We start from the raw sequence: 18,262 nt of genomic DNA on the forward strand, positions 1-18,262 counted from the left end.
TTGACCATTTGACCATCTGCGTATTGATACTTGATGGTACGAGTCACCTTCTTGTTGAGTTCTGCTGGATCCTTGATTGCTTCTTTACCATGACGAAGAGTAACCACAAATTGTTGGTCTTTCTTATCATCGTTATCGAAGGTCTTAGGTCCCTTGAACTCATCGTTCACAACTTCATAGCCCTTGTCTGTCAATTCTTTCAGACGGGTTGCGTAGTTAGTTGTTCCGATTGGCTCACCTGACTTACCGCTTTCAACGACCTTACCAACTTCCTTGTTGTTATCATCTTGGTCTACGAAGGTGATAATCGCTTTTTGACCATCTTTAACGTAATTGATTGGTGTATCCTGAGTTGGATCACTTGGAATTGGTGGTGGGTTGTAACCCTTGCTTGGATCGCTCGGATCTTTCGGTGTCAATGGCGTTGTACCATCTGGGCCTACTGGTGTAGTGCCTGGTACACTTGGAATCACTGGAAGGTCAGTGCCTGGTTTCGTTGGATCTGTTGGATCATTTGGATATGGAAGGTTTGGTACTTTTGGAAGTCCGTCTGGTACATTTGGTACGTATGAACCGAGCTTCTTGTATTGTACAACTTCTTCGCTGTTAGCATCGCCAGCTTTCACTGTCTTCGCTGCTACATTAGCCTTATCTGCCACGAATCCAGTTACTACTGGTGTAGCTTCTTGAGCCAATTCTTTTGTAGCTGGTGTCCATGCAGTGAAGGTCTTTTCACCAGTTACAGCATTTATTTTACCAGTACGTGTGAAAGTTGCTTCTTGAGTGACAGGAGCTTTCAGAGCTGGACGACCCGCTGTTTGACCATCTGCGTATTGATACTTGATGGTACGTGTAACCTTGCTGTTCAAATCAGCTGGATTCGTATTGTCATCCAAGCGTGGGGTTACAACAACTGTCCAAGTTTGGTCTTTTGTCTTATCGTTATCAAACTTCTGACCATTCGGTTGAGTGAAACCGTCGCTCACAAGCTTGTAACCTGCTTGTTGAAGTTGAGTGAGACGATTTACAGTTGAGTAAGCTACTGGTTCACCTGACTTACCAGCAACAGAATCTGTATAAAGAGTCTTAACTGGAACGCCGTTCTTACCATCTGTTACGTACTTGATAGAACCACGTTGTTCATCCAAGTTGTAGTTGACAACTTCAACTGAATCTCCAGTAGTAGGGTCAACAGTTACACCTGGAACTTTTGGTTTATCTGGGCTATAGCCTGTAATAGCAGGAGTGTTTACTTCTGGAAGGTTAGCATTTGGTTTATCCCAAGCACCAGGAGTTTCCACACCTGTTACCTTGTTAACAGAAACTGGACGAGTGAATGATGTTGTTTGAGTAACTGTCTTAGGAAGCGCTGGGCGTCCTGCTGTTACACCGTCACCATATTGGTATTGGATAGTTCGAGTAACATCTTTCTTCTCTTGTTTTGTTTCAATAACTGGAGTAACGACAACTTTCCATACTTGGTCTTTTGTCTTATCGTTATCAAACTTCTGACCATTTGGTTGAGTGAAGCCATCACTTACAAGTTTGTAACCTGCTTGTTGAAGTTGAGTGATACGGTTAGCAGTTGAATAAACAACATCTTCCCCTGATTTACCTGTAACACCGTCTGTATAAAGAGTCTTAGCTGGAACACCGTTTTGTCCATCTGTTACATACTCAATGATACCACGTTGATCATCTTGACTGTAGCTTACTACTTCATCTTCGTTAGGAGATGTTGGAGTAACAGTTGCAGCTGGAACACTTGGTTTGTCTGGAGTAAAACCAGTAACTGCTGGAGAATCAACTTTTGGAAGTTCTTCACTTGGCTTGTTCCATTGTCCAGGAGTTTCAACACCTGTCACCTTGTTCACAGAAACTGGGCGAGTAAATGTTGTTGTTTGAGTAACTGGACGAGGAAGTGCTGGACGACCTGTGGTCACTCCATCCTTGTATTGGTAACGAACGTTACGAGTAACATCTTTTGTTTCTTGTTTTGTCTCAATACGTGGAGTAAGAACAACTTCCCATGTTTGATCTACATTGTTATTACTGTCAAATCTTTGACCGCCTGCTTTAGTAAAGCCATCGCTAACAAGATCATAACCCAACTGTTTAAATTCGTTAATTTTCGCAGTTGTTGTATAGTTTACAGGTGTATCTGACTTACCAGTTACGTTGTCTGTGTGAAGGGTCTTAGCTGGAACACCATTTTTACCATCTGTACGGTAAACGATGCTTCCCTTTTGATTTGCAGCTGAATAGCTTACAATTTCACGCCAACTTGGATCTGTTGGAGCAACAGAGGCTGAATTCACACGTGGTTTGTTCGGTGTAAAGCCTGCCACTTCTGGGCTATCAACCGCAGCAACATTTTGACGGCTAGGTGTCCAGTTACCGTATGTCTTCTGACCAGTTACTGGATCTTCTGATACTTGACGAGTAAATTGAACTGTTTGTTCAACTGGTTGCGGAAGTGCTGGACGATTTCTAGTCACACCATCTTCATATTCGTAAGCGATTGTACGAGTAACGTCTTTTGTTTCTGTTGTTACTTTTGGATTATTCTTACGGTATGAAACAATTTCACGCCAGCTTGGATCTGTTGGTGAAACAGTAGCTGAATTTACACGAGTTTTATTTGGTGTAAAACCTTGAATCGCTGGTGTATCAACCGCATCTACAGTTCGAGTGCTTGGAGTCCAGTTGCCGTATGTCTTCTTACCAGTTCTTGCATCTTCTGACACTTGTCGTGTGAATCGTACATTTTGTTGTACTTCACGTGGAAGGGCTGGACGACCTGAAGTCACACCATCTTCATATTCGTAAACAATTGTACGAGTAACATCTTTTGTTTCTGTTGTTACTTTTGGAGCATTCTTGTCGTAGTAAACCGTTACATCACTTGGAGTAGAATTTGGATTTACTGTAACTCCTGGAACAGTTGCTGTATCTGGAGTATATCCTGGGACATCTAGAGAATCTACAGGCGCAAAATTCTTAGATGAAGGACTCCATGGACCTGGTCTACCACCTGTCACAGTCCGAGTGAACTCAGCTGTTTGAGTGTAAGCCGGCGGAAGTGTTGGCCCTGTCACACCTGGTCTATATTTATAATAAATAGTACGAGTGACTGTCTTCTTTTCTGTCTTCGTATCAGTTGCACCTCTACGGTAAACGTAGGTTACTGTACCGTTGGTACCCCAGTCAGCCAGAGTTCCTGAAGGTGGCAAGCTACCTCTCTTCATTCCAATGAAACCATAGCCAGGAATCGTCTTCTGTTCAGTGGTATAAGGCTTAGCCTTGAAGGCACCTTGTGGATAAGTTACTGAGCCTTCAGCGATTTCTCGACCTTGCTCATCTTCATAACGTACGTCAACAGAGGCACTTTGATAGAAGTCGAAGCGTTTGATTTGGAACTGTTGCAAGTTCTTGTAGTTACCAGTCGTCGCCGTAACCACCATGGACATCAGTTGTTCTGGAGTAGAAACTTTCTTCTTCCATTGCTTAATCCCAAGATTACTTTCGTAAGAGACAGTTAATTCCTTGGTTACACCGTCATACTGGATAGCAAATCTGTGGAAACGACCATCCAAGTCACTTGAGTCTAGACGTTGAGCACTACCAGCATCTGTCTCAGCCCACCAGCGGTCATACTCACCACCAGTGAAGATACCTCCACCACGAACTTTTTTATGAGTAGTATTTACCCAGGCACCGAATTGTCCCAGACGAGGGTCTTCCGCCCAACCATATTGGAATGAGTCCGTATTGCTAGTATCAAAACGGTTCCCTTTCGGTGGTGTGTGGACGTTCCAGAAAGTATCCAGCTTGAAACCATTCGCGTTACGCAAACCACCAATACCAAGGTTACCACCATCGGCACCTAGGTCTGTTGTATTCCCTGTATGGAAGGCAAAACCAATACCATCGGCACCATAGCGTTCCTGAGTCTTATCACCAAGGTTAACTCCACCAGTCAGCTTGAAGCTTTGGTTCATATTGATCTTACTCTTCAGACTGAAGTTACCTGTCTTAGAGGTTTCATCTGGAGTAAGGGTCACGATACCATCGTATGAATTATAGGTAGCTGAACCATTCAATCTGAAGTAGTCAAGGAAGTTTTCTTTTGTTACAGTTGTTTTTCCTGTTTGTGGGTCAAACGAACGGAAGCCGCTTTCTCCCGATTTACGGAAATCAGCGTAACCTTTATTTACTTCGCTTTGAGCAGCTGCTAATGTTGAGTTAGCTTCGCTTTTGGCTACTGCATTTGCTGCTTGGCTAGCTGTTGCCAAACTAGCTGCTTGGCTAGCTGCCTTTTCAACTGATACCTTAGCAGGTTCTACAGCAGCAGTTGATTCTGCAGCTGCTTCAGATGAAACTGCAGTTGACTCCGCAGTAGCTGAAGTAGCTGGGCTAACTCGAGCCTCGGACTGAGTTGCAGCAGTTGATTGGCTAGTCGCTACTGAAGCTTTAGATACTTGTGAAGTAGCCTCTTTTAAAGCTGCTTCACTTTTTGAAGTAGCTTCTGATTTAACAGTTTTTTCTTCCACTTTGCTTGATAGGTCTTCAGCAGAGGTAGAAGATGCTGTAGATGCTGCATTTAAAACTGCATTGCTTTCAGCAGCAGTTGCTACGGTAGAATTCTTTTCTATGGCCGACTCGGAGTCAGAATCATTCGCTCCCGAATCTTCTCCTGAATCTGGCACAGAGGTCGTTTTCTCCGTAGAGGTGCTTGAAGAATCCGTCTTAGCTAACGTATCGGCTGAAACGACATTCCCCCCAAAGAACATGAAAGCTGCGACTGCTACAGAAGCCACGCCCACATTAAACTTACGGACTGAGTATCGAAGTCGTTTCTCAGCACTCGCACGGTTTAATCTGCGTCTCGCATTTTTATCCATGAACATCTCTCCTTTTTTAAATATAGTCCAACCACCTATTGCTCAACGTCTTAAAGCCTGAGCAGCAAAGCGTTTCAAAATATATGATTGGTGATTATAATGCCAAAGTTTGGACATCAAACCATACCTATAATTATACCGTTTTTCTCCTATTATATCAAGGATTTTGCTATCTAATTTTTTTCTGTAACAAAAGTGACATATATTATTATCGGAATAAGGAGATCTTGTATCTTTGTTATCTTGGAAACGTTATCCTTAAAGAAAAATCATCCTTCAAGACTAAAAAACAAGCCAAAATAAAAAAAGAATCCTTCACAGGAATGTGTACCAAAAGTTAGACTCAAAATCTAACAATTAAGACACAATCTCTGCTTAGAACTCTCTCAATTTTTATTGAAACTCTGCTTCGACTCGGTAAATAACCTGACCCTTGCTAGAGAATTTTTGTTCATATTCAGTCAAGACATTACCTTCAAAGTCACTGGCATGAAGATCCAGCCAAACACCTTTGAGAACCATGCCATACTGCGAAAAGCTGACCAGGCTGTATTCGAACAAGCCACGGTTGTCCGTTTTGAAGTGGATTTCACCTTTTTCTGGCAAAATTTGCTTAAAAGTATCCAAGAAAGACTTATAGGTCAAGCGACGTTTTTCATGCCGTTTCTTAGGCCATGGATCAGAGAAATTCAGGTAAAGTCGGTCAATTTCTCCATCTGCAAAATAGTTGGTCAATTCCGAACCATCCACCCAGAGCAACTTAATATTGGGTACATCAGCTTCCAAAACCTTGTCCAAGGCGTAACTAAGGACAGACTTCTGAATGTCAATCCCGATGTAATTAATATCTGGATTAGCCTTAGCCATCCCAGTAATGAAAGCTCCTTTACCGCTTCCAACTTCAACATGGATCGGATGGTCGTTTCCAAAAATTTCCCGCCATTTTCCCTTGGCATCAACTGGATTTAGAACTACATAGTGGGGGTTGGCTTCTAATAGTTCCGTCGCCCCCTTACGATTTCTTACTCTCATCTTACCTTTCCATACTTAGAACGGAAGTTGCGTAAGGCGTAGATCTCCCGGTTCACATTTTCTAAATCATTGTTTTCGTAATATTTAGCAATCTGCATCAGATAAGAGTATTGACCAAACCAATACAGTTTTTTGACAACCTTGTCATTGTACTTATAACCGTAGTAGGTCAGCCACTCCTGCCAATTGGTATCTGGGATATAGTGACTCAATATATGAGCAACATCCAACATTCTATCCGTCAAGCGAACGGAATCCCAATCCACCAAATAAATCAAGCCACTGTCCGTCTGAAACCAGTTGCTATGCCGTACATCGCCGTGGACAATCGTCGCATAGTCCTCACGAAAAGCAGGCACCGTTTGCCGCAAATCACGGATAATAGACTGCAGGTACTGATTGTTCCTCAAAACGACCGGCGCTTGATTGAGCCAGCTATTGATTAGATCGATCGGCGTTTCCAAAATATAACCCAATTTAGCCAACTGAGTCATCAGAGGCTTCGACCGATGCAAACGCGTTAAAATATTGATCACTTGCTTTTTAGACATATCATTAGGTGTTAAAATGGCACCTGAAAGCCATTCTTGCCCGCTCATGACATTGCCATCTGGCAAGCGTCGACTCCACAGAAGTTGCGGAGCAATTTGTTCTCTGGCTAAGCCTGCCAGAATCGGGGTCGTATTCATCTTGACGAAAACTCGCCCCCCGTCTGGATAAGTTCCCATATAGGCCTTTCCGCTCTTACCAGCTATTGGTGTCAGGGCTAGCTCGTTATCAACCAAGACCATGATTCCCCTCCTTAAAAAGTTTCCTCACTATTTTACTAATTTTCATTCTTTTAGTCAACCAATCTTTTTAGTTTATACGGCAAATAGACTAGATACAAAAAGATTGTCGCTCCAAGCATTGCTAACACTGCTATCTTATCTTGGAAAAAGAGCACTGCCACTAGCGTTTCAAAAAGCAAAACACTATGTCCAATCCCTGTAACAACCTGTCTTGCGCCCTTGATTTTAGACTTGCTATCCAGCGGGAAAAGCTGGGTTAGATACTGATAATCAAAAGCTTCATACAAGGCCAGCAACTGAAAGAGCAAAAGATAGTTGAAAAGGACGACAAAACCTGCAGCAATCCAAGACTGGCTAACAAAAGCAATTGTCAAGAGGGCTAAAAGTAGGAGACGCAAGGTCAGAGGGAATAGATCGCCATTGCGAAGATAGGAGCGCAGAAACATATTTTGCCAAGTCTTGGCATGGGTCTTAGGTAAAAACCTCGTCACCCCGTCCAAGTAAGCTCTTCTTTTGACACTATTAGAAATGCCTTTTACATTTGTAAAGAGGGCAAAGAAACGAAGAACTTTCTGCTTACGACCTTCCTCAGCTGCGATTGCATATTGCCAATTGAGACGATCAGACAAGAAAAAGCGACGCCCCTTGAACTGAAAGACTAGCCATTTTAGCAATAACATAAGGAGACAGTACAGCCCAAAACCCCAGAATGGCAAACCTAGAGCCAAAAACAGTGGCGCTAATAAGACCAGCAACAAGGTTTGCAGCAGGCCAAAGAGAATATAAGAACGCTGGATTTGTCCCTTGACAAACTCAATAACCGCCTGCTCCTGCACCAGCAAGAAGAGCTGATCTGGCTTCTCAAGATAGGTTGCAATACTACCAAAAGGAAGAATGGCCACAGAAAACAAGACTAATCCGGCTATGATCGGCCAAGACTGACTAGGGAAATTCCGCAGCAATTGATTGTACTGAACCGCCAAAAATCCGAGGAAAATCAATAAAAACAGGACAAAATGATCATTGAGAACATAGCGCAGATACTTCAGACAGCGCTGACGAAAATCCTGCTTGCGTTTAGCAAATACTTCTTTCATAGCGCAGCCTCTTCCGTCAAGGCCAGATAGATGTCATTGAGACTAGCATCCGGCATTTGAAATTGGGCCCGCAACTCAGTCAAGCTGCCCTTGGCCCGCACCTGCCCTTTATGCAAAATCACAAAGCTATCACACATCTTCTCAGCCGAATCCAGAACGTGGGTACTCATGAGGATGGACTTACCTTTTTTCTTTTCCTCATCCAAGAGCTGGATAAGATCTGCAATAGCTACAGGATCCAGTCCCAAAAAGGGCTCATCCACGATAAAAAGACTAGGATCTACCACGAAAGCACAGATAATCATGACCTTCTGCTTCATCCCCTTAGAAAAATGCACTGGAAACCAGTCCAACTTATCCTTGAGTCGGAAGATAGTTAAGAGGCGCTCCACGCGCTCAAAAGCGTCTTCCTGCTCGATATCGTAAGCCATGGCCACTGTTTCAATATGCTCACGCAGGGTTAGCTCTTCGTAGAGACTCGGTGTCTCTGGGATAAAACCAATCTTCTTACGGTAGGCACTAGGATTTTCTCGCAGCTGCAAACCATCAATCCGAATTTCTCCCTTGTAAGGCGTCAATAAACCGATAATTTCATTGATGGTGGTGGATTTACCAGCACCGTTGAGACCAATCAGCCCAACCAGCTGACCATCACCCACTTCAAAGTTAATATCTTTCAAAACAGGAATGTTAATATAGCCTCCTGTAAGGCCTTTGATTTCTAACATATTTTCTCCAAATTCTGGTATAATGTTCTTATATTTTAAATTATAACAAAAATCTAGCGAATAGAGGTATCATTTATGGCTGATTGTATTTTTTGTAAGATTATCACAGGAGAAATTCCGTCTTCTAAAGTTTATGAAGATGACCGGGTAGTAGCCTTTCTAGACATTTCTCAGGTCACTCCAGGCCATACTTTGGTCGTTCCCAAGCAGCATTTCAGAAATCTTTTGGAAATGGATGCAGACAGTGCTAGTCAGCTCTTCGCTCGTGTCCCAGACATCGCCCGCAAGGTTATGAAAGCGACAGGCGCCAAAGGCATGAACATTCTTAACAACAACGAGGAAATCGCCGGCCAGACTGTCTTTCATACCCATGTCCACCTAGCTCCTCGCTATGAAGAGACAGACGGTTTACAAATCAGCTTTGAAACCCACGAACCAGATTTCCCAGCCTTAGCTCAATTGGCTGAAAAGATTGCGCAAGCTTAAGGAGGAACTATGAAATTTTCAAATCTTATGCTGTTCACAGGCGCTGCCTGGACCAGCTACCGATTGGTCAAAAACCGGAAGGCAATTAGCCATGAAGTCGTCGAAACATCCGATATCTTGGATAAAATTCAAGATAATTTAGCTAACATCCAGCACAATCTTTCCATTATCCAAGAACAGCGAGACAATATCAAGGAAATGGCTCAGGACTTGACTTATAAATACAAGATTTTCGAAAAACAAGCCCAGGCTCAAATCTCGCAAATACAGGATATCTGGCAATAGAAAACTTTCTCATAACAAGAAAAATGTACCAATCTCAAAAGGTTAGACAATAATTTAAGTAAAGGACTTAGTTCTGCATTGCACAGGGCTGAGTCCTTTCAATTTGACTTCAACTCGTTTGTTATTGTGATAATCAATGTAGTTCACAATAGCTTGTTTCAATTGATTAAGTGACTGAAACGTCTTCTCATAACCATAAAATATCTCAGACTTAAGAATTCCCAAGAAGGACTCCTTCATACTGTTGTCTGGACTGTTACCTTTGGATGACATGAATTATTGAATCCCCTCACTCTCTAAAAATTGATGATAAGAGGCGTGTTGATATTATCAGACTTGGTCTCTGTAAAGAATGGTATTCCCCCAGTATTTCTCCGTAAATGCTTCCTCCAACATAGTTTTTACTTGTTCCAAGTTCGGTGAGCGAGTAATTTCGACAATCTTTAGAAGAATATCAAAAGAAAACTCAATTAGCAATTCTTGGATAATTTCCGTTTTTCTTCTCTCTTTTTTCCTCCTTCAATTGAAATTTTATAAACTTTTTAGAACAGTATCCTCCGTTCTTAGGAATTCATTTTCTGCTTGAAGAGCTTTTAGTTATGCCTCACCTCTTCTCAGGTTTTCTTTGGTTTACGACCCATTATAACCGGGCTACAGGTATCTTCAACCAAGTCATATATAGCCAAATCAATCCTTGATTCTACTCGTTAAAGGAAGTAATCTTTTAGGGCAATTCGTCTATTGTATAAAAACTATATTAGAGACGATTATAGTCTTGTTTTTCTTTGTGAAACATGGAAAACACCTCGCAACTCTTCTTACATCTTTTATGCAACTTTACACAAAGAAAAGCCCTTAGAAACTGGTGTTCTAAGAACTTTGTCTTCAATCTGAATCGCAGCCTAAGGCTTCTTTCTTAACTTAATTCTGCCAAAATCGCCTTCAGTTGCTCCTTCGTATGAACACCTGCGACTTGCTTAACGACTTGACCGTCTTTCTTGAACAGAAGGGTAGGAATGGACATAATGCCGAATTCACGGGCAGTATTAGGATTTTCATCCACATCCATTTTAAGGATTTTCAATTCATCTTCATGAACTTCCCCTGCCAACTGCTCCAAGATAGGCGCCTGCATACGACATGGACCGCACCAAGTTGCCCAAAAATCAATCAGAACCAGTCCGTCTTTTGTCTCTTCAGCAAATGTTGCATCTGTAACTGCTGCTACCATAAATCTTCTCCTTTGAATAGCTTACTTTTGATATTATTGTACACCAAACCCAGAGGAAAAGAAAATATTTGCTACGGCAGAACCTGATGCTCCCCTACTTAAAGATTACAATCGTCGCGCCACTGCCGCCAGCATTTTGCGGGGCATAGCCGAAGGACTTGACCTGCTTGTTGCGGCGGAGATATTTGGTCACCCCTTCACGGATGACACCCGTTCCGATACCGTGGATAATGTCCACCTGAGCCATGTTGTTAAGGAGGGCCTGATCGATAAAAGCATCAAGCTCTTCCATGGCCTCTTCATAGCGTTTACCACGCAGATCCAATCTGGCTCTTGGACCATTGGTATTGGTCCGCTTGACCACATTGACCTGCTTGCGCTTAGGCTGAGCCTCCTTTTCAGCCTTGAGTAAGTTGAATTCCTGCTCTTCTAGAGTCATCTTGATAAGACCGACCTGAGCTTCCCAACGACCGTCCTTAAGTTGCTTGACCAAGGTTCCCCGCTGACCATAGCTTGTCACTAGAATATCATCTCCCACCTTGGGCGCCCGATTTTTCTTGGCCTGCTTGAGCACCTTATTCTTTGATAAATCAACCGTTTCTGGTGCCAACTTTTTAAGCTGGGCCTTGGCTTCAATAATCTCATGCGGTTTGAGACTGGACTTATCATGGAGATTTTTGAGAATGCTCTCGCTTTCCGCTAACGCCATATCCACGATTTCTTGGGCTTCTAATCGCGCTTTATTGAGTTCGGTTTCTTTTTCTCGGTTAAACTCATTGTAAAGTTTTTTGAGGGCTCGGTTAAATTTGAGATTTTCCTGCTCTACTTCGCGGATATTATCCAAGCGCTTGCGGCTTTCCAGCGTCTGCTCCTCTAGTCGCTCAATGATCCGATTGACATCACTGTCTGTATCGGTCTGCTCTTGGGCGTGGCCAACGATAACTTCCGACAAACCCAAACGCCGAGCGATTTCAAAGGCATTGGAGCGGCCAGGCACTCCCTGCATAAAGCGATAAGTCGGCCTTAAACTATCTGTGTCAAATTCCATGCTGGCATTTTCCACCCAGTCCGTCTCAATCCCATAGGCTTTGAGCTCAGGATAGTGGGTCGTCGCCATGGTTTTAATCTGTCTTAGTCGCAAATCTTCCAAGATAGCAATGGCCAGAGCTGCTCCCTCCTGCGGGTCAGTCCCAGCTCCCAGCTCATCCAGCAGCACCAGACTGTTGCTATCCACCTGCTCTAAAATAGAGACGATATTGGTCATGTGACTGGAGAAAGTAGACAAGCTCTGCTCAATCGACTGCTCATCACCAATGTCTGCAAATATCTGACTGAAAATCCCGACGCGACTGCCCTTATCCGCCAGAATCGGCAAACCTGACTGGGCCATGATTTGAGCCAGCCCCAAGGTCTTCAGCATGATAGTCTTACCACCCGTATTAGGCCCTGTAATGACAATCTCTGTCAAGTCCGGCCCGAAATGCAGGTCATTAGCCACTGCATTTTCAATCAGGGGATGGCGGACACTAAGCAGTTGAATATCCTGCTCCTCCGACAGGTCTGGTACCACCGCTCCCGTCTCCTGCATGAAGCGGACCTTGGCACGCATCAGATCCAGATGCCCGATAATCCAAGCATTGTTGGCAATTTCAGCCGCATGAGGCCGTATCATATCCGACATTGCCTGCAAAATCCGCTGAATTTCATAGCGCTCGTCTGCCCGACTGCTGGCAATCTCTTCATTGAGATTAACCACCGCCCGCGGCTCAATATAAACCGTACTACCGCTGGCCGAAATATCGTGAACAACGCCCGCAATACGATTGCGGTAGGTATTTTTCACGGGTAGTACATTACGGCCATTCCGACTGGCCACCACTTGGTCTGCCAGCATATCTCCTTTGGTTTTGAGAATATCTTGCAGGATATCTCGAACCTGAACTTCATTTTCTTGGATTTTCCGGCGGATACGACTCAACTCTTCACTAGCAAAACTTTCGAGAAAGCCCCCATCATTGATAGCTTGCAGGCTTCCCTGAATACTAGGAAACTCTACTAGATTGTTAAAAAGACGATCCAAACGCTCCAATTGGACATTTTCCAAGTCCTCGTAGAAGGACACCAGCTCATGCGTCACAGCCAAGACCCGCTTGAGGGCTAAAAACTCCTCAATATTCAGGTCACTATCCAGCTCTAGGCGCTTGGTCAAGCCCCTAATATCCTGAATCGCTCCCAAACTAAAGTGCGGATGTTGCATAAAAATCTGCCGCATATCAGACATTTCCAAAAAAGCAGCAGCAATTGATTCTTTTTTACTATTTGGCTGGAGCTGCTTTAACTCCAGCTCTCCCAGCTCAGTCAGCAGATAGGGAGAAAAAAGCTCCTTAATTTTATCAAATTCCAAAGTTTCTAAAATTTTATGATTCATCATGTTCATTCTATTTCTATATGATTTAAACTGAAAAAGAAACTCAGCTACAGAGCAACTGAGTCTTAATTATCCGATAATTTTTGTGACCCAAAGGTCATGTAAAATGGATGAAGTTACAGGCGTGTGATTGATAATAAACCGAATCAGCAAACTCGAATTTAAGCGTTCTTGGATAAAGGACATAGGCACAGTAGCTAAAATAGTCAGTCCCATCTCGATAACAAAGAGTGAAATGAAGACCGCAATAGCCCCACTGACCATATTGAAAATTTTGGTATCCCACTTATTCGGATAGGGAATTAAATTTACAAAAATCCCCAAAAAGCGGCCTACTATATAAACAAGACTGAAAACAAGAAGATAAGCCAACCCCGCATAAAAAACCTTATCCAAACGGAAAAGTTGAGAACTTGCAAAGAAATAAGCCGAGCTGCCTTTAACAGCGCTAGCATAAGGCACCCATAAACTGATGGACTTAGCCATGTCCTGATATAGAGCTCCAGCCACTAGCATGGATACAATCGTCATAGCAGCATAATAACCCTGCAGAACAATCCCACGCGAGTAGCCAATATAAAAGCTCCAAGCTAATATTAGTAAAATAATAATCGCAAACACTATCTTTCCCCTGTATTAGCTGACTTTTCTCTTAATTCGCTAAGCATTTTGTGACGAAGGCTTTCCAATTCTTTTTCCTTATCATCAAACTCAATCTCGCGGCTGAGCTGAGTAGATAAACTATTAATTGCCAGCAAAATAGCCAAGACTTCATCATCTGCCGCAGGCATCTGCTCTTTAATGGCCTTATATTTTTCCTTAGCAACCCGCTCCACTTCTTCCATGAAAAGATTATCGTGTTCTGTTGTTAAAGTTAAGGTTTTGCTTCCAAATGTAAACTTATATCTATTCAAATTTGCCATAAAATCACCTCATGATATTATACCAAAAATCGCGACATTTGTCAGGTAGAAATCTGCTATCTATCCTTGGATAAATTATAACTCTTTCGTATAATAATATCGCTCACCTGTATAAGGATATTCTTTTAATCTAAATACTTCCTCATAGCCATGCTTTTTATAAAAATCTGGCGCTTGAAAATGAAAGGTATCCACAAAAGAATACTTACACTTCCTGTCACGAGCTTCCTCTTCCGCCCTTTGTAAAATATGCGAGCCAAGTCCTTTCCCTCGTAAAGCCTCACTCACATATAAATACTCAATTTCAAGCCAATAGCCAAACGTTTCGGCTACCAGACCTCCCATTAAATTTCCGTCCTCATCTTCGACAAAGATATTTAGAGGCTCACTTGTTGAAGCTTCCCTTTTAGAGCGATTATAAGCTCGGATTAAATTCCCAAGTTCCTGTGCTCGTTCAGATTCTTTATTTTCCAATCTCAATTTCATTAGGCTCTCCTTCTTACTTATCAGACAAATCTTAAACCTATTCTACCATTTTAGCAAGATAAGTAGAATTTATTCATTCCAAAAATAAAAATTTGAAAGATAGATACCTTAAAATATATTAGAAAAGACAAGGCAGCAAACCTTGTCCTTATACTGTATCTAATAGTTCTCTTATTCATAGACTTTCTGCATGCATATCGCCCTTTATTTATACTCACTCTTACGATCCAGCACTTTCGTAGGCGTCTAAACCCCTGTCCCATAGTTTCAAGGAAATGACAAAGAAGACAAGAGAAATCAGAATCAAACCACCAATGTTAAAGAGTCCATTCTTGTCCTGCAAGAAATAGCTGGCGGGGTAGTAGGCCGTAAAGGCAAAAGGCACAATAAAACTAATCAACCAACGAAGAAGCGAATTGTAAATGGAAATCGGGTACTTAGCAAAGTCATTAAACATATAAAAAATGTAAATCATAGCACCTGACTGCTTGGTCCAAAAAGCGATACTGGCTGTCGCGATTTTCAAAGAAGTATAAATCAAGGTCGCAAAGGGGATACAGACTAGGAAAAGCAAGAATTTGGGAAGAGTCCAAGCAATGCTAGAGACCGTTGTCGCTAGCAAGATTCCACCGACCAAGAGTTCGCCCAAGGCATCAATCTGAAAGGTCTCGACTAGGATGTGAAAGAGAGGATTGATAGGACGAGTCAGGTATTTGTCAAATTCTCCCTTTCGCACCAAGCGTTGCCCCAGTGCCCAGAGATTATCAAAAAAGAGATGGTCCAATCCCTTGGGAATTAAGGAAAATCCATAAATGAAAGCTATCTCTTGAAAAGTCCAGCCTTCTAGCGAGGGGATGTGTTGAAAGAGTACATTGAGAAACAAGAGGTTCAAGCCTTGGGTCAGGAAGACACCTAACACGCCCACCACAAAATCGACCTTGTATTCCATGATTTGCTTGATGTATTGTCTGATAAAAATCAGATGCATACGCTGATATTTTTTCATACTAACCTCCTTGAATGGTGATAAATGACTGGACTCTTTTCCAAATCAACTGAGACAAGCTCACCATCACTATGAGCCAGAAGAACTGTAGCAAGAGTGCTTGAAGAATCTGACTGGCATCGTATTTTCCAACAACAATCATAACTGGAGTATAAATCAAGGATGAAAAAGGCAAGAAGGACAGAATATCTGATACGATCTTTGGAAAGAAAGCCAAGGGAATCAAACTCCCAGACATAAAGTCAATCAGAGAATTCTTAAGCAGATTAGAGCCCCATAAATTTTTAAACACAAAGGCTGAAAACCCAAAGCAGATATTAAAGAAAAAGTTAATCAGGTAGGCTAGGATTAAGCTAAAGAGATAAAGGATGGTTAATCCTAGCACTTCTACAACCCCTTGCCTAGATAAAATTTTCATCAATACGATGACACTTAAAAATGGCAGTCCAACAGAGATAAAAATCAACCACTTGGATCCAAGTTCCGTAAAGAGGTAAGAAGCTGCAAAATGCACTGGTCTCAACAAACGCATGATAATGGAACCATCCTTGACCTCCTCACCAATCATAAAGGAAGAATCCGACCTAGTCAGAAGATTAGTCACAAAACTCATGATGATGTAGAGGGTGATATCTGCCATACTGAAACCCTGAATCAAAGACTCTTGCGAGGAATCAAAGACAGCCTTCCAGAGATAAAATTCCACAAAAGCACCCATGACATCGCCAATCCGATAGAGAATAAAGTTGACTCGATAGGTAATCAACTCCTGAACCCCTGCATTGATAAAGGGTTTATAACGTCTCCACAATTTGACCATCTTAGAGCTCCTTTCGGTAGAAGCGACGGATAATATCTTCAATATCCGTATCCACCATCTTCAAATCGCGGATCTCAAAATCAGACAGGATTTGCTTGATAATATCAGCCGACTGATAGCGGGAACTATCGTATTGAATATTGAGGCTATTCCCTTGTCTATCAATGATCATATCAGGCAAGCCTTCATAGTGAGAGACGAGATGACTTTGACCTGGTACCAGTTCAAAGGAAAGAGTCTTCATCTTGCCAAAGGTTTCCTTGAGCTGGCTAACCGTACCATCAAAAATCTCCTGCCCCTTGTCAATCATAAAAATCCGATCACAAAGTTGCTCAATGTCGCTCAGGTCGTGAGTGGTCAAGAGAATGGTTGTTTCTTCCTCTTGATTGATCTGGGTAATTGCCCGACGAATGTTGTCCTTGACCGAAACGTCCAAACCAATAGTCGGCTCATCTAAAAAGAGAACCTTGGGATTGTGAAGCAAGGAGGCCGCAATGTCCGCCCGCATCCGTTGACCCAGCGAAAGAGTTCGCACGGGATCCTTGATAAAATCCTTCAAATCCAAGACTTCATTCAAAAAGTCCATGCGCTTATGGAAAAGCGAGTCTGGCACATCGTAAATCTCTTTCAAGACCGTGTAGGTCTCTTGCAGTGCCAAATCCCACCATAGCTGGGTTCTTTGCCCGAAGACCACCCCAATATCTTTGACATAGTCTTGGCGATTATCCTGCGGAATCTTGCCATTAATCCGACAAAAACCAGATGTCGGTTTCAAAATTCCTGTCAGCATTTTAATCGTTGTTGACTTTCCAGCACCATTGGCCCCGATAAAGCCTAAGATCTGCCCCTTGGGCACCTCAAAGGTCAAATCCTTGACCGCTTCAAAGGTCTGCTTTTCAGGATGAATAAAGGAGCGCAAAGCCCCCTTTAATCCCGGTTCCTTGACTGTCTTCACAAAATTTTTCTGAAGATGTTCCACTTCTATCATTGCCATACATTTCTCCCTTTAGAAAGTCTTCGGTAACTCGTTTCACAATGTCTAATTTAACGCAAAATAAAGAAAAAAGCAAAAAATCAGACGATCTAGCATAACATAAGAAATTATAAATAACCCAAAGATAAAAATTTGTAAAAAAAGACAAGATCCGAAAACCTTGTCTTTATTACTATACCGGCGGCCGGGGTCGAACCGGCACGTCCGAATGGACACTGGATTTTGAGTCCAGCGCGTCTGCCAATTCCGCCACGCCGGCAAAGTAACTGGGGTAGCTGGATTCGAACCAACGCATGAGGGAGTCAAAGTCCCTTGCCTTACCGCTTGGCGATACCCCAATAATCAAAAGAAATAGGCGAGTGATGGGGATCGAACCCACGCATGCCAGAGCCACAATCTGGTGTGTTAACCACTTCACCACACCCGCCATATTCCAAAACACGGGCAGTAGGAATTGAACCCACACTGAAGGTTTTGGAGACCTTAGTTCTACCTTTAAACTATGCCCGTTAAGCATGGAAGGGGAGGGATTCGAACCCCCGAACCCGAAGGAGCGGATTTACAGTCCGCCGCGTTTAGCCTCTTCGCTACCCTTCCGAAATTCTAAAGATATATGGCGCGAGACGGAATCGAACCGCCGACACATGGAGCTTCAATCCATTGCTCTACCAACTGAGCTACCGAGCCAAATTGCGGGAGCAGGATTTGAACCTACGACCTTCGGGTTATGAGCCCGACGAGCTACCTAGCTGCTCCATCCCGCGATATTCTAATCTAAGGAGGATGTGGGATTCGAACCCACGCACGCTTTTACACGCCTGACGGTTTTCAAGACCGTTCCCTTCAGCCGGACTTGGGTAAAGCTGAGCTAAACTCCCAAACTCCCAAAAAGGAAGTTCTAAAACTTCCTATCCTGCTAAGCGACTTCCATATCTCACAGGGGGCAACCCCCAACTACTTCCGGCGTTCTAGGGCTTAACTTCTGTGTTCGGCATGGGTACAGGTGTATCTCCTAGGCTATCGTCACTTAACTTGCTGAATTAACTTACAA

15 protein-coding genes, 7 tRNA genes, 1 rRNA gene and 1 pseudogene are annotated in these 18,262 nt (G+C 42.9%); 2 read left to right on the plus strand and 22 right to left on the minus strand.

The features are described from left to right. The 5 genes from D8791_RS10000 to D8791_RS10020 all read right to left on the minus strand — a co-directional run. The coding region (locus tag D8791_RS10000) for a mucin-binding protein (protein WP_185760587.1) at positions 1-4,904 on the minus strand (4,904 nt) is incomplete at its 3' end. Positions 4,905-5,297: 393 nt separating this feature from the next. After that, positions 5,298-5,936, minus strand: coding sequence for a tRNA (guanosine(46)-N7)-methyltransferase TrmB (trmB, locus tag D8791_RS10005; RefSeq protein WP_045498545.1), 639 nt, complete (start codon positions 5,934-5,936; stop codon positions 5,298-5,300). Next, a complete protein-coding gene (ccrZ, locus tag D8791_RS10010; protein ID WP_125447722.1) occupies positions 5,933-6,727 on the minus strand; it encodes a cell cycle regulator CcrZ in 795 nt (264 codons plus the stop codon). The genes trmB and ccrZ overlap by 4 nt, the downstream gene beginning before the upstream one ends. Before the next feature lie 50 nt (positions 6,728-6,777). Beyond that, positions 6,778-7,824: an ABC transporter permease gene (locus tag D8791_RS10015; RefSeq protein WP_125447724.1), complete on the minus strand. Its 1,047-nt coding sequence runs from the start codon at positions 7,822-7,824 to the stop codon at positions 6,778-6,780. Continuing rightward, entirely contained in the window at positions 7,821-8,552 is a 732-nt protein-coding gene (locus D8791_RS10020; RefSeq protein WP_125447726.1) for an ABC transporter ATP-binding protein, read from the minus strand. The genes D8791_RS10015 and D8791_RS10020 overlap by 4 nt, the downstream gene beginning before the upstream one ends. Before the next feature lie 75 nt (positions 8,553-8,627). On the opposite strand from D8791_RS10020, the gene D8791_RS10025 reads away from it, so the two are divergent. Next, entirely contained in the window at positions 8,628-9,038 is a 411-nt protein-coding gene (locus D8791_RS10025; RefSeq protein WP_125390824.1) for an HIT family protein, read from the plus strand. Positions 9,039-9,047: 9 nt separating this feature from the next. After that, the gene (locus D8791_RS10030; RefSeq protein ID WP_125447728.1) at positions 9,048-9,323 is read left to right on the plus strand and encodes a hypothetical protein; all 276 of its coding nucleotides are present in this window, start codon (positions 9,048-9,050) and stop codon (positions 9,321-9,323) included. Between the two features lie 54 nt (positions 9,324-9,377). On the opposite strand, the pseudogene D8791_RS10035 reads toward D8791_RS10030, so the two are convergent. From D8791_RS10035 to rrf, 17 genes and pseudogenes are all read right to left on the minus strand, one after another. After that, positions 9,378-9,755, minus strand: a pseudogene (locus D8791_RS10035) (IS3 family transposase); the annotation flags it as partial. Positions 9,756-10,239: 484 nt separating this feature from the next. Then, positions 10,240-10,554: a thioredoxin gene (gene trxA, locus D8791_RS10040; protein WP_045498501.1), complete on the minus strand. Its 315-nt coding sequence runs from the start codon at positions 10,552-10,554 to the stop codon at positions 10,240-10,242. Between the two features lie 94 nt (positions 10,555-10,648). Then, positions 10,649-12,982, minus strand: a complete 2,334-nt coding sequence (locus tag D8791_RS10045) for an endonuclease MutS2 (RefSeq protein WP_125447730.1) — start codon at positions 12,980-12,982, stop codon at positions 10,649-10,651. Positions 12,983-13,051: 69 nt separating this feature from the next. Further along, positions 13,052-13,603, minus strand: coding sequence for a CvpA family protein (locus D8791_RS10050; protein WP_125447732.1), 552 nt, complete (start codon positions 13,601-13,603; stop codon positions 13,052-13,054). Continuing rightward, positions 13,603-13,905: a hypothetical protein gene (locus D8791_RS10055; protein WP_005591116.1), complete on the minus strand. Its 303-nt coding sequence runs from the start codon at positions 13,903-13,905 to the stop codon at positions 13,603-13,605. The genes D8791_RS10050 and D8791_RS10055 overlap by 1 nt, the downstream gene beginning before the upstream one ends. A gap of 75 nt (positions 13,906-13,980) precedes the next feature. Continuing rightward, complete coding sequence (locus D8791_RS10060; protein ID WP_125447734.1) at positions 13,981-14,391, minus strand: GNAT family N-acetyltransferase; 411 nt, start codon at positions 14,389-14,391, stop codon at positions 13,981-13,983. A gap of 220 nt (positions 14,392-14,611) precedes the next feature. After that, complete coding sequence (locus D8791_RS10065) at positions 14,612-15,397, minus strand: ABC transporter permease (protein WP_125447736.1); 786 nt, start codon at positions 15,395-15,397, stop codon at positions 14,612-14,614. Between the two features lies 1 nt (position 15,398). Beyond that, entirely contained in the window at positions 15,399-16,217 is an 819-nt protein-coding gene (locus D8791_RS10070; RefSeq protein WP_125447738.1) for an ABC transporter permease, read from the minus strand. Position 16,218: 1 nt separating this feature from the next. Then, the gene (locus tag D8791_RS10075; protein WP_125447740.1) at positions 16,219-17,211 is read right to left on the minus strand and encodes an ABC transporter ATP-binding protein; all 993 of its coding nucleotides are present in this window, start codon (positions 17,209-17,211) and stop codon (positions 16,219-16,221) included. Between the two features lie 175 nt (positions 17,212-17,386). Then, positions 17,387-17,470, minus strand: a tRNA-Leu gene (locus D8791_RS10080). A 7-nt stretch (positions 17,471-17,477) separates the two neighbouring features. Next, positions 17,478-17,549 (minus strand) — tRNA-Gln (locus D8791_RS10085). A 16-nt stretch (positions 17,550-17,565) separates the two neighbouring features. Then, positions 17,566-17,638: transfer RNA gene (locus D8791_RS10090), tRNA-His, on the minus strand. A gap of 12 nt (positions 17,639-17,650) precedes the next feature. Continuing rightward, a tRNA-Trp gene (locus D8791_RS10095) sits at positions 17,651-17,721 on the minus strand. A gap of 6 nt (positions 17,722-17,727) precedes the next feature. Further along, positions 17,728-17,808: transfer RNA gene (locus tag D8791_RS10100), tRNA-Tyr, on the minus strand. A 17-nt stretch (positions 17,809-17,825) separates the two neighbouring features. Continuing rightward, positions 17,826-17,898: transfer RNA gene (locus D8791_RS10105), tRNA-Phe, on the minus strand. Positions 17,899-17,901: 3 nt separating this feature from the next. Beyond that, positions 17,902-17,975 (minus strand) — tRNA-Met (locus D8791_RS10110). 151 nt (positions 17,976-18,126) lie between these two features. Further along, positions 18,127-18,242 (minus strand): 5S ribosomal RNA (gene rrf, locus D8791_RS10120). Between the last annotated feature and the right edge of the window lie 20 nt (positions 18,243-18,262).

Origin of the sequence: Streptococcus cristatus, assembly GCF_003943515.1 — a bacterium.
Lineage (GTDB): Bacteria > Bacillota > Bacilli > Lactobacillales > Streptococcaceae > Streptococcus > Streptococcus cristatus_D.